The sequence below is a fragment of the Bacillus sp. FSL K6-3312 genome (assembly GCF_038007485.1).
In the GTDB taxonomy this organism is placed as follows: Bacteria; Bacillota; Bacilli; order Bacillales; family Bacillaceae; genus Bacillus; species Bacillus pumilus.
On sequence record NZ_JBBOXI010000001.1, the window covers coordinates 3877168 to 3890335 of the forward strand.

14 protein-coding genes are annotated in these 13168 nt (G+C 36.1%); 4 read left to right on the plus strand and 10 right to left on the minus strand.

What is annotated here, in order from left to right:
• Nucleotides 1-6: 6 nt before the first annotated feature.
• A complete protein-coding gene (locus MHI11_RS20275; RefSeq protein WP_340962225.1) occupies nt 7-1653 on the plus strand; it encodes a DUF2075 domain-containing protein in 1647 nt (548 codons plus the stop codon).
• Nucleotides 1646-1951, plus strand: coding sequence for a nucleotide pyrophosphohydrolase (locus MHI11_RS20280; protein ID WP_044139088.1), 306 nt, complete (start codon nt 1646-1648; stop codon nt 1949-1951). Before MHI11_RS20275 ends, MHI11_RS20280 begins: the two co-directional genes overlap by 8 nt.
• Nucleotides 1952-2039: 88 nt before the next feature.
• Here the strand turns inward: MHI11_RS20280 and MHI11_RS20285 are convergent, their stop codons facing one another.
• Nucleotides 2040-2546, minus strand: coding sequence for an LURP-one-related/scramblase family protein (locus MHI11_RS20285; protein WP_340962227.1), 507 nt, complete (start codon nt 2544-2546; stop codon nt 2040-2042).
• A gap of 148 nt (nt 2547-2694) precedes the next feature.
• Here MHI11_RS20285 and MHI11_RS20290 point away from each other — a divergent pair, with 148 nt between their 5' ends.
• Complete coding sequence (locus MHI11_RS20290; RefSeq protein WP_340962228.1) at nt 2695-2943, plus strand: hypothetical protein; 249 nt, start codon at nt 2695-2697, stop codon at nt 2941-2943.
• Nucleotides 2944-2957: 14 nt separating this feature from the next.
• Nucleotides 2958-3200, plus strand: coding sequence for a hypothetical protein (locus MHI11_RS20295; protein ID WP_340962229.1), 243 nt, complete (start codon nt 2958-2960; stop codon nt 3198-3200).
• A 60-nt stretch (nt 3201-3260) separates the two neighbouring features.
• Here MHI11_RS20295 and MHI11_RS20300 read toward each other — a convergent pair whose 3' ends face one another.
• From MHI11_RS20300 to MHI11_RS20340, 9 genes are all read right to left on the minus strand, one after another.
• Nucleotides 3261-4109: an MBL fold metallo-hydrolase gene (locus MHI11_RS20300; protein ID WP_340962230.1), complete on the minus strand. Its 849-nt coding sequence runs from the start codon at nt 4107-4109 to the stop codon at nt 3261-3263.
• A gap of 261 nt (nt 4110-4370) precedes the next feature.
• Nucleotides 4371-5468, minus strand: coding sequence for a hypothetical protein (locus MHI11_RS20305; RefSeq protein WP_340962231.1), 1098 nt, complete (start codon nt 5466-5468; stop codon nt 4371-4373).
• Nucleotides 5469-5606: 138 nt separating this feature from the next.
• Nucleotides 5607-6734 carry a hypothetical protein gene (locus MHI11_RS20310; RefSeq protein ID WP_340962232.1) on the minus strand — a complete coding sequence of 376 codons (1128 nt, stop codon included), beginning with the start codon at nt 6732-6734 and terminating at the stop codon, nt 5607-5609.
• Nucleotides 6735-7061: 327 nt separating this feature from the next.
• Nucleotides 7062-8816: an SIR2 family protein gene (locus MHI11_RS20315; protein ID WP_340962233.1), complete on the minus strand. Its 1755-nt coding sequence runs from the start codon at nt 8814-8816 to the stop codon at nt 7062-7064.
• Between the two features lie 335 nt (nt 8817-9151).
• Nucleotides 9152-9631 (minus strand): 23S rRNA (pseudouridine(1915)-N(3))-methyltransferase RlmH, encoded by a 480-nt coding sequence (gene rlmH, locus MHI11_RS20320; RefSeq protein ID WP_034324655.1) that lies wholly within the window; start codon nt 9629-9631, stop codon nt 9152-9154.
• 80 nt (nt 9632-9711) lie between these two features.
• On the minus strand, nt 9712-9882 hold the full coding sequence (locus MHI11_RS20325) for a CxxH/CxxC protein (RefSeq protein WP_340962234.1): 171 nt from the start codon (nt 9880-9882) through the stop codon (nt 9712-9714).
• A gap of 164 nt (nt 9883-10046) precedes the next feature.
• Nucleotides 10047-10874: an energy-coupling factor transporter transmembrane component T family protein gene (locus MHI11_RS20330; RefSeq protein WP_340962235.1), complete on the minus strand. Its 828-nt coding sequence runs from the start codon at nt 10872-10874 to the stop codon at nt 10047-10049.
• Nucleotides 10865-12580 (minus strand): ABC transporter ATP-binding protein, encoded by a 1716-nt coding sequence (locus tag MHI11_RS20335; RefSeq protein WP_340962236.1) that lies wholly within the window; start codon nt 12578-12580, stop codon nt 10865-10867. Before MHI11_RS20335 ends, MHI11_RS20330 begins: the two co-directional genes overlap by 10 nt.
• Nucleotides 12581-12599: 19 nt before the next feature.
• Nucleotides 12600-13157, minus strand: coding sequence for an ECF-type riboflavin transporter substrate-binding protein (locus MHI11_RS20340; RefSeq protein WP_041508071.1), 558 nt, complete (start codon nt 13155-13157; stop codon nt 12600-12602).
• Nucleotides 13158-13168 lie beyond the last annotated feature (11 nt).

Consider the following 13168-nt stretch of genomic DNA (forward strand, 5'->3'; position numbering starts at 1 on the left):
TGCTAAATGAGTGAACTTATTATTGAAAAACGCGATTTTATGACAGATCAAATTCTTTCTTTACGAACAACCGTATTTCATAATCAACCTATTGTCTATATTCTTTATGATGAAAAGAAGAAACCATCTGCTTATATTGGTCAGTCAGTCCAAGCTAGCAGACGTTTGAAAGACCATTTGAAAGACCAGAACAAGAATAAACTAACCAAAACCATTCTGATCGGACATGAACGCTTTCATCAATCTGCCTCTTATAATATTGAGACAAATCTCATAAACTACTTTATTGCAGAAAATCGTTTTCAATTAAAAAATGTTAGCCAGACACGATCGAGGGAGATGCACCATTATTATCAGAAAGACTTTTATAATGAATCTGTCTTTAATGAGGTATGGACGCAACTTCAAAAAGAGGAGATCGTTACTCATTCAATTGAAACATTAAAAAATAGAGATATTTATAAACTGTCTCCCTATAAAGAATTATCACCTCAACAAGTAGAAATTAAAAATGGAATTTTATCTTTTTGTAAAGAGCATATCAAACAGTCCGGTCACCATGTGATTTCGATAGAGGGTGATGCAGGAACTGGGAAGAGTGTTTTACTAAGTTCTCTCTTTAATACGATTCAAGATTTATCAAATGATATGGAATCTGTCTTAAACAAAAAGAACAATTATTTACTTGTGAATCATGCGGAAATGCTTAAAACATATCAAAACATCGCAAAGAGTCTGCCAAATCTGAAGAAGAAACAAATTATGAGACCAACCTCGTTTATCAATCAGATGACAAAGTCAGGTGATATGGCTGATATCGTGTTAATTGATGAAGCACACCTTTTATTAACAAAAGATGATAAGTACAATAACTTCCATTACCAAAACCAACTAGAGGAGATTATCAAACGAAGTAAAATCACCATTGTCATTTTTGATCCAAAGCAGGTACTCAAAATTAAAAGCTACTGGAATGAAAAATTACTCGAGGAAATAACAAACAGATACCATGCCAAGACTGTGAAACTTACAGAACAGATGCGTATGTATGCTGATACTGATACGTTGAAATGGATTGACCAGTTTGTCTCAAAACGATTATTAACTCTGCCTAAAAAACAGGAATCTTTCGAACTCAAAATTTTTGAGAATCCTAATCAATTTAAAACTGCCATTCAAGAAAAAGATAATGAAGTAGGCCTATCCCGCATTGTATCTACCTTTGACTTTTTACATAAAAAAGATGGAGCTGCCTATATCGTAGATGAAGACGGTATCAATATGCCCTGGAATTTTACAAATGATAAATGGACATGGGCTGAACATGCAGATTCAGTTAGAGAAGTGGGCTCAATCTATACGGTTCAAGGATTTGATTTAAATTATGTCGGCGTCATACTTGGCCCTTCTATCAGCTATGATGAAGAAAAGGATGAACTTCTCATAGACACGTCAAATTATAAAGATACAGGTGCATTCACAACAAGAAGTGACATGTCTGCAGAGGAAATCAAACAGGCAAAAGAAAAAATTATACTAAACTCGATTAACGTTCTGATGAAGCGAGGCATTCACGGGCTTTATATTTATGCAACAGATGAAAAATTGAGAAGGAAATTACAAGAGATAAATGAGGGAGGCAAATATGACTGAAATCAAAGATTTAATACATTCGATTAACCAATTTCGAGATGATCGAAACTGGAGACAGTATCATAATCCAAAAGACTTGGCCATCTCAATTTCGATAGAAGCAGCTGAACTGCTTGAAGACTTCCAATGGAAAAGTAATGAAGATGCTCTTGAGGCGAACGAAGAAAATATCAAAGAGGAAATAGCAGATATCTTAATATATTCTCTTATGCTTTGTTCAGATCTTCATCTAAATGTGAAAGAAATAATTGAAGAAAAATTAATAAAAAATGCAGAGAAGTACCCCATTGAAAAGTAAAGAAACATGATTCGTTCTACTGATTAATGAAGAAGAGTAATGTCCTACCACTCTTCTTCATTTCATTATGCTTTAAGAACATATTTATCTAATTCGTCGTTGTCGACGACGAAGACCTAGAGGCTGCTTCATCAGCCTTCACACAATCAATCGCAACAACGAGCGCAATCATCACAGGCTCCATTTCTTCTTTCAAAATATCGACCTTATAACTATCTCCCCATGTAAACCATTCCTTCTTCACCTGGCCGATCACTTCGCCGCTTTGCAGCACTTGGAAATTCATATCCCACCAGTTACCCTGCACTTCTACACCCGCAGCATCAATTGAATATTTTGCTTTAAAGAACGTAAACTCTTTTTTGATCGTCAATACTTCTTGACCACCAACTTCTACTAAAAATTTCGGTAAAAAGCTAAACATTTTCTTCGTAATCACAGCGATTTCATCTCGTTCTGTATTCAGAATGGTGAACGTCTTCGGTATCTTCATAAAACTGCCTTCGACCAAATACACATCGTTCTCCTGCTGATCCTTTACTGTAAACCTGCCGCTCAGACTAAATACTTTCTGCTTCATGTATAGTTGCTTCATACATACCTCCGATTAAATTCAAACTTTTATCAGTCATTTATCCATTCTTTATTTACATCTAATTATACCAAAAATAGAATGATCAAATAACATGTCAGAACTCATGCAAGTTATAATGGAAATATAAACAAAATTGTGAGGGGAACTCATGAAAAAAATCACGTTTTTTGATTGGACCATTCAATTACAAGCAAACTTAACGGCAATAACAGATCATGATGAAAAAAAGATGGTCATTTTAGAGCCATCCATTGAATTAAACGGTGTGATCTGGATAGATGAAAACAACGAGCTACAAATCAAACCTACTTGGGATTGTGTCATTACAATTGATCCAACCAACAAAACTCTAACAATCCGGCAAACAGAAGAAGTATTCGGAGATTTATACGAGTGAAAACAGGAGGATTTATGAAAAAAACTACTTTTTTTGACTGGAAAGTTCACTACCCTGAACATTTAACAGCAGTCAAAGATGATACAGAAAAGAAAATGGTTTTTCTAGAACAGACCGTTGAATTTAAAGGAATTATCCGTATTGATGAGAATAATGAACTGCAAATGAAGCCGACTTTTGATTGTGTCATTATTATTAATGCAAAAAACATGTCTGTCACAGTTTGTGATGCAGAAGATGTTGTAGGTTTGCCGTAGAAATTTAAAAGTCTCATTTGAGATGCATAACTCAAATGAGACTTTTTTTAGCGCATTTATTTAATAACCATTTACAAAATAAGCGATCGTCTCTAACTCATCTTCTTTCAGTTCTCTGTTCACATGTGCTTGATATTCACTCACGATTCTCTGCCGATCTCCACCATAAAGATCAGTGAATTTAGCAATGACCCTCAGTTTGTCTGTTTCCTGACGAAACTCCTCTTTTGTCCACGGTCTTTGGTGTGAAGGAATATACGTATCGGCGTCAAAAGCATCTAACTTATCTAAAAGACGCAAGATTTCTTTTACCGTATAATGTACTTTTTCAGCATACATTTTCGGATAAATGCAATCAGCAAGAAAAAGAATTTTTTCCTTTTTCACATACACGATCACTGAATCTGCGGCATGATCACCCCCAACATGCTGCACAACACAAGTGACCCCGCCAAGATCAATCTCCATCCGACGATCAAACGTCACATCCGGTAAAACGACCTGAATCTCTCGATGATTCTTATATTCTTCTTTTATCGCCTTCGCACAAAACTCAATCTCCGTTCCTTCCCTCACCCGCTCATCAATCGCCTCATCTGACCAAGAAAACGGAAGAAGCTTCTCCATTTCCTTTCTAGTCTTTGCAGAAGCAATTGAAACCGTATCAGGCAGCGCAGGCAGACCAAAAATATGATCCCAATGCCAATGCGTGAGGACAACCAGATCGGGAGAGGCGAGCTCATGCTTTAAAGTTGTTTGGATGAAATAGTTCGCATGATCTTCTGAGTTGCCGGCATCGATCATTAATGTTTTGTTATTGCCTACGACCATGCCTAGGATGGGGCGGTCGGTTCTTGATATTGGTGTGATGTAGGAGAAGGTTTGGCCTATTTTTTTGATTGTGTGCATGGTGTGCCTGCTTTCTATACTTATATCTTAATTTGAGTTGCTCTCAAAAAAAGAAATATTATATACTATGATTCATTGATATCCTCTTACTCCAAGTAATAAGTTTCATTTCAAAGTTATATAACAATAACCCCGTAGCATTTTTAATGACTTTTGTATTTTTACCATTAATCATAAATATTTTAATTACTGCTTGCTGAACTAAAAAATCTACAAAAAATATTTTTTTGTAAATATATAATTTTAATCACCTAAATATCATTAATCAGGTATATTTTCTTCTAATTTTTGTTTAATATCTATTATATGCTCACGAAATTCATTAGCTAATAATCTTTTAATATCATTATACCTATATTGTATTTCGATCCTTTGTCGTATTATAAGGTCTTTTTCGAGAATATTAATCTCCTTTTTAAAGGTTGCATTAAAATTAGTACCTGATAAATCAAATTCTGCTATTGCAGGCATATTATCTATGCCTTTAATAAACATGCGTAATGTATATCTTTTCATTATCTCATTGATTGCTTCGTCATTAGTTACAAATATTGGAATTTTATTGTCCCTTTTCACTTCTTGACAAACCTCTATAACCCAAGCCAGATCAATAGCAGCATTCCAGATACCTCTTATATAAGAATCCCTTTTTGAAATATTTTTCTTTTTAGTAATGTGGATCAGTCTTGTTATACTCTTCCCACTTTTTAATTTAAGTCCTCCAAAGCAAAGTATAGCTGTGCCCCTATGAACTAGGCTAATAAAATCAACCTCATTAGTCATAAAATTATAAAAAGACCTTAATTTTTGGAAATCATTCTTATTTTTATCACTCATAAGTTGTTTTATCTTGAGTGTAAAAACGTAAGATAAAATTAAATACGTTGATGTTTTTGAATTATCATGTTTAGTAATTAATGGTTTGAAAAATAATTCATAATTGTAAAAATTAGTACTAGATTTAAAAGGACCATCAGGATAGAGAACATCTTTTATAGGTAAATCTTCAATTAATTTGAAAGCTTTATCGACTCTAAGAAAAAATTTATCTGTATTTAAAGAATAATCCCCCAGAATATCTCTACAATTTTCATTTAGTGCGTTAAATATATCGAATTCTAATTTCCTTTCTCTTATGCACTTAATCATCTCAAAAAAATCTGTTAATAATTCATGATTATTATGATTATTCCAGTTGCTGATTGTACCAACTGGATCATCAAAATAATTTTCTAAATAAATATTTACATTAGAATCCATAATTAAAATAAAATCTTTAGGTTCTTTTTCTCTCAAAAAGTCGGCTAAATTTATAAAATTAACCATCTTAGAAGCAGGCGATGAATACATTAAATGCATTATTTCCCCTCATTTCATAGTTCATAACCATAGCCTATTATTAGAATTAATAATGCAATACATGCTTCAAACATATGATTGCTTCCACGTTTTAAATTTATTTTGATATAATTTCAGTTATCAATTATAACTGTAGTTTTAATAAAGCGGGGAAGAATTACTCTTCATACGTGAAGCTGATAGTTTGTTATTTGTTGCATCAACACTAGTAATAATTATATTAAGATTATACTTTTGATTGATCACTACAACATCTTTTTTCAATTCTTCTATTTTTTTAAATTCGTTTTTTTTAAATACAATTATCATAAATACCGCTTCTTTTATTTCCTCAGCAACTAAATATTTAAGCAGTTGCAAGTTTAATCCATGTCTTAATTTAGGGTTAGATGCCAACTTTACTTCGATTAAGATTCTTTCATTTACTCCTCTTGAAAGTTTAAAATCTATTGGACCTCTCCCAATATTCGCTTCTGGGGAAACGTCTATATTATTTGTTTGAAAATATAAGTAACAAGTTGCCATAAAAAGTAGCTGTACTGCTTTTTCATCTCTCGACTTATAATTTTCAGACCAAAGAAGTTTATAAGAACCGTGATTAACAATTGAATGGATAAAATTATCGATTCCTTTTTTAACCACAATAAAAAAGTCATCCTTTATAGTTACCTCGTATTTTTCTTCTTTTAATTCTTTTAAGCTTAAAAGATATTTATATTCTTCCTCAATATCAGGTGGCATTAAATCCACGTAATCTGCTAATACAACATCAAACTGAGATTCAAATTTTTTTGTTGGCATATCCTTAAATATTGATAAATACAGAGGGACATCTAAAAAGTCAAAATCTTGAAAGCAATTTTCAAAATAAAAATGAAAATCATTCAAATCCTCAATAATCCAATACATTTCCTCGTCTATTTCAGGTTGTTCCTTTCTTATCTCAGGTTCCACGGCATAGAAAAATAGACTTTCCCCATTATGAGTACTATAATCATCTTCAATCTCACTAGCTATATTAATAATTGAATATAAAGCGTATTCATGCAAAGGAGTAAGTGTATGAACGAAATAATCTTTACTCCACAAATATAAGTCTTTTGCAGCTTTTTTACACTGCTGTTCTTTAGTCTCATAGATTACCATAGGAAAAATATCAGAATAATCCTCATCATTAAATTCAAAATAACGCTCAATAAAATCACTTAGCTTTTCATTAGCATATTTTAATAAATCTTTAGTTAAATCAGCATAAATTTTTATCACTCTTAGCTCCCCCCTCTAAAAGCTTCAAAGCACTAATATTCAGTTTTTATATTTCTTTTAATTATAGAGATAATTGTAATTAGCTTAATAGTTTATTGCGATATTATTTTCGGTAGAATTCTTCAGTGTCAAAAAGGGTGAGTCTATTAAACAGAGTATATAGGAGTAAATATTTAAAGGTGTTTTTTTAATAGTTTTTATACCTTATATTTTTCCCTCCTACAACGCAAAGTTATTCGCTAATAGTGAATAGGCTAAATATATTTTTTAAAAACCCCACTCACTTAAGATTTTGCTCTCCGTGGTGCATCTAAATAAGATTTAAACTTATTTTTCATTAAGATACGCTTCAACAAGACCATGTCCACTGAAATACACTTGCTTATTTAAGTCATCAGCTAATGTTCTTAAAGATTTAGTAAAGAGTTCTCTATCACCCTCAAATAATAAAAGCACTTCCCAATCAGTTATTAGAGAACCTTCAGTTAAAAACTGCTCAATATGACTTCGATCACTTCTATAACCGAAACATCCACTAAAGTAATTGCTGTCACCTAAGTATCGGTGTTTTAATGAACGTAAAAATTCAAACAAATCGTAATGAATCATATATTCAACACTATCAAATGCCAATTGACTTTCTTTAAAAACCTCTTCCATGAAAGGAAAAGTAAACATTACTTCAATGGGTAAATGATATGGTCTTTCTGGTTGTAAGCGTTGAAAAGCATCATATAAATGTCTCCGTGGGGAAACATACCAAGAAAAATCTTGTCTACTATGGAGTCTATCTCTTACCTTAGGTTTCATCATAATTTCATCTAGAAGTTTATATTTTCTCCTCATAGTCAATGAAACTCCCATACTATAAAAAACAGCTTGCAGTGGTAGTTGTTTCAATCCTAGTAAAGAAACTCTGCCATCACTGTTTTTTATTGATGTAAATCTTTCTAAAGTCTCAATTAGTAATCGTTCTTGATAATTACCTTTTCCATAAAAAGCGAGTATTGAAGATAAAACGCAAATAGGTTTTACAATGACCTTTATTTCTTCAACCCATTGTTTCATGAGTTCAATAGTTGCTTCTAGATTTGAATCAAATTTATTAATTTTATTGATAACATCTCGTGATTCACTAGTAAACAAATCACGAATAGCCGATTCATTGCCATTTTGAATATAGTCTTTTAACCTCTTAATTTTGACTTGAGTATTTTCTGGATTAACTTTCTTCAACTTGGAAATGTTAAATACAGTTTCTTTTATTTCTCTGAAAAAATGGTCAGCACCTCCAGAGTCAATTATTAAATTGGCATCCCTAAAATTAATTAATTCTTCTGCTTTTTCATTTATTGTTTCAGAAAAAGAATGCCAGTACCATGAATACCTGCGTCCTTTAACACTTTTGATTGTGTCTTTTAATGCCGTATCCCACTCAGCCGACCAACCGGAAATTATTAATCCATAGTCATCAAAAATTTGTTGCAATAACACAGATAGATTAGTTGAATAACTCTCTAACTCATCGGTAATATTCTTAAACCTTGTATCTCTATAATCTCCATGAATTTTCAATATTGTACATTCAGCATGTGCTAAAGGCTTCATTCCTTCTATATCTGATTCGTGATAAAGCGTTTGATACTGTACATTTAATTCATCTAATGCTTGTTCAATTAAACGGTCAAAGTTTGTGGTAACAATTACTTTTATATAACCCTGTTTTACTAATTCTGCTATTGCCTTATGTGCTGCCGTTGGTACCTTTCTACCTTCCTTTAAGTCCTCTTCTGTAGGCTCAAAAAATTCTTTTAGTAGACCATTCCGCTCTGATGATGTTTTAGCTAGCATACCTATTACTTCATCGTATAAAGGTGGGGTTCCGAATTTTTCTTCATACCATTTAATCTCATCTTGCTCTTCTGAACCATCTACTAGCATAATTCTTCTGCACAGCTCTTTTAGAACGCCCCATCCTGTAGGGATACCTGATGAATAGGAAATACCCGAACCCAGCAATAAGGCATAAACACCTTGATTTGCTTCAACAGAAAATGATAATGACATTAATCTATCATTCAATTTAAAGTCCTCCTTCTAGTGCTATTAGAGCTGTTCATAGCCAAATTTTTTAAATAATGTATCTACTCGCTGCATGATATAATCATGTGCTCTTTCAGTAACTTGTAAATGGGACTTCTGTTTATGTGTATAGATAATTTCACTGAAGTTTTGATTTAATATTAGGATACAATTCTGTGTGAAGCTCACAAACTAGTTACCTTAAAGTAATACCCTTTTTAAATGGTACTCTTAGAAATTTCCCAATTAAAAGCTCAACATAAAAGCCAGAAGTGATTGCATAACCTACTATTATAGGGATACCATTGTCATAAATAATAACTTTAAAACCCCATTCACTTATGATAAGGCTCCCCCCGCACAATCCGAAACGCTCGATAAATCTGTTCCACCAGCACCAGCCTCATCAACTGATGCGGGAACGTCATCCTCGAAAACGACAGTTTCTCATTCGCGCGCTGCATCACAGCGTCACTTAACCCAAGCGACCCGCCTATGACGAAACATACTTTGCTTTTTCCGTATGTTGCCAGCTTATCTATTGTATCGGCTAATTCTTCGGAACTTTTCATTTTTCCTTCGATGGCGAGGGCGATGACGTGGGCGTCTGGATTGATTTTGCTTAGGATGCGTTCGCCTTCTTTGTCTTTGATGATTTTCATGTCTTGCTCGCTGAGGTGTTCGGGTGCTTTTTCATCCGCGAGCTCAATGATTTCTAGTTTTGCATAGGCTTGTAATCGTTTTGTGTATTCGGCTATGCCTTGCTTTAAATATTTCTCTTTTAATTTTCCTACTGTGATAATTGATATATTCACAGGTCATCCCCACCTTAAGAACAAGTTATTCATATAAGTTATCAACAATTGTGGATAAAATTTGTGTATTTTGTGTCCGATCATTCGTTCCCCACTATATATATTGCAGGTTCATCGCACAATTCACAGGTTGTGGATAAACTGTGTGTATGTTCGATTTTTCTGAATTCCGGCGGCGTTTCGTGATCATCTATGTACATGTCTAGTACGGTTTCTATGTGTTCTGCGCAAGCATAAAGTGGTTTGTTCATAAGTTTCTAATTCCTCCAATATATTGTTTCGTTATTCACAAGTGTTTCGCTCATTGTTCAATATAACCGATTTATTCACATGTTAATAGTCTTTTACTATTTTCCACAACTTTTATCCACAAACAAAACAAAGAAGCCTCCACTCCTGTGAAGGCTTCCTTCTATCAAAACGGATTATAAAATCTCGTTCCTCTAACAAATGTAATCACTAACGACACGATCAGCACCACGCCAACAAACAATAACGCAGCATAATCTGCTTTTTGAAAGTCTTTCGCTGTAAACCATGTGCGCTTTTTATGCTTTCCAAAACCGCGCAGCTCCATCGCATTACTGATGGTCTCAATCCGCTCTAGGCTAGAAAATATCAGCGGCATCACAATCGACAGCGCATTTTTGATCCGTTTCCCCAGTTTTTCATTCTTCGATAAATCAATGCCTCTTGCTTGTTGAGAAATTGCGATCGTTCGAAAATCACGCTGAATATCTGGAATGTAGCGTAGAGCAATCGCAACCGCATACGAAATCCGGTAGCTGACCCCGATTCGGCTGAGCGATGAGGCAAATTCACTTGGATTTGTTGTGACGATAAATAAAAGCGCTGCTGGCATGACCGTCACATATTTGAGTGTAATATTCAACTGATAGAAAAGCTGTTCAAGTGTGACGTTGTACCAGCCGGCAATATGAAATAGTTCATGCTTTGCTCCGTAGATCGCGACTCCTTGCTGGGGTGCAAAGATGTAAATAGCGATGTTGTTGATGACTAGGAAAATTGCCAGGACGATCACCACGAAGGAGATATCACGAAATCGCACATTCGACATCTGAAAGAATACGACACTGGCGGCTAACATAAAGACTAACACGCCTGTATCATACGTGAGCATCGCTGCGGATGACCAGAGGATAAAGCAAATGAGTTTGGTTGCCCCTGTCAGCCGGTGAATCGGCGACGGGCGATCGATATAAGACAGCATGTCTACAGCCATGTCATTCGTTCCTTTCTGTCAACCTCAATGAAGCGATCCACGAGTTCATTTGGATTTGGCCAGTCTGCTTTAAGCGCCAGTTCATACAGCGATGTTTCCTTTAAGCTCGCCTTTTGGACAAGCAGTTGATCTGTCAGCACTTTGGCTGGTGTATCATCTGCGATTTTTTCTCCATCAGAAATGACAATGGTTCTTGTCGTATATTCGAGCATCAAATGCATATCATGTGTGATCATCAAGATCGTGACACCCTGCTGATTTAATTGCTCTAAAAACGTCATCATCTCTGTGTAATGTCTAAAATCCTGTCCGGCGGTTGGCTCATCTAAAATCATGATTTCTGGCTCTAATACAAGAATTGATGCGATCGTGACGCGCTTTTTCTGTCCAAAGCTGAGAGCAGAAATCGGCCAGTTCCGAAATGGGTATAAGCCGCATACTTTTAAGACTCGCTCCACCCGTTCCTTGATGTCTTCTTCCTTTACGCCTCTTAAAACGAGACCAAATGCGACTTCATCAAAAATCATTTGTTTAGAAATCATTTGATTTGGGTTTTGCATGACGACGCCGATTCGTTCGGAGCGCTGTTTGATGGTGTCTCCTGTGATGTCATCACCATTTAGATGAATGGTCCCTTTCGTTGGCTTTTCAAACGCGCAGAGCACCTTGGATAGTGTCGTCTTGCCTGCGCCATTGGCTCCTGCGATGCTGATCATTTCTCCTTTTTTGACGGTAAAAGAGATGTTGCTCAGCGAATTTGGTCTTGTTGGATAGTCAAAGCTCAACTCGCGCACTTCTAGTAAATCCTGCGCTTCCTTCTGCTCGACTGACGGCTCAGAGGCTTCCATCCACTGCTCGATTTTCATTTTTGCCTCATCATTTAAGGTAAGATGCTGTAAATTCGCGATCTGATCTCCAGGTGTAACTGGAATACCTGCATATTTCATGGCTTTTACATATAAAGGCTCACGTAAATACGCCGCTTCTAATACATTTGAGGCGAGCAATTCATCTGGTGTCATGTCCGCTGCTATCGTGCCGTCATTGACGACGATGATGCGATCCACCTGGCGGAAGAGGACGTCCTCTAATCGGTGCTCAACCATCACGACGGTTTTTTTCGTTTGTTTTTGCAGTCGATCAATGAGATCGATCACTTCTTTGCCTGTAGCGGGATCAAGGCTTGCGAGTGGTTCGTCAAACAGCAAAATGTCGACTTCGTTAACAAGTACGCCTGCGATGGCGACACGTTGTTTTTGACCGCCTGACAGCTCATGTACGGATGATGCCAGCTTGCCATCTACCTCTGTTAATTTTGCTGCTTCTTCGACACGTGCTTTCATTTCTTCGCGTGTCACTTGATCATTTTCAAGTGTAAATGCGATGTCTTCTCCAACGGTCAGCCCGATAAATTGTCCATCAGGGTCCTGCAGCACCGTTCCGACGAGCTGTGAGAGGGAGAAAATGTTCTCTTTCTCTGCATTCTTCCCTCCGATGTGAAGACTTCCTTCCATAGAACCTTTATAAGACGCAGGAACTAGCCCATTGATGCAATGGGCTAGTGTGCTTTTTCCCGATCCAGACGGGCCTGCGATGAGGACTTTTTCGCCTTCATAGATGGTCAGGTTAATATCTTTCAATGTCGGTTCTGCCTGACTGCGATATTGGAATCCGAAATGTTCGAATTGAATCATCGGTTTCTTCATTTATGTGTTCCACCTTGCTTCATGATGTTTCTTTCGATAGACTGCCGCTTTTGCTTCTCGTTTTCGCATAAGCCGCAATGATGATGGTTCCTAGTACACCGACTGTGATGATGTTTGAGATTCCCGCCACGATGCCTTGAACAAATACTTTGTTCGCAGGTTCTGCATAGATCACAATGTCGAGTACCGGGGCAATGACAAACCAGCCCAATGCCTGTGCGCCTGCTTGTACGGCATTGAAGAGCGTGATTTTTTTCCAGCCAAAGTCGCCCTCTTCTACTTTTAAACGGTTCGAAATCAAGCCAATCAATAACCCAACAACACCTGAAACGATAATCCAGCTCCACCAAGGGCCAAATGTGGTGGCATCTTTAATAAGATGACCAATAAACCCAATCAGTGCGCCTGCAACAGGACCAAATAGCACGGCCATTAATGCAAGGAATGCGTACGAGGTTTCAATTTGTGTATTCGGAATCCCAGTTGGAATGGAGACGAATCGTCCTAAAATGACAAAGACGGCTGCGCCAATTCCGATGGCAACGACAGTTTTCGTTGAAAGTTGTTTACCTGCCATGATGTATCCTC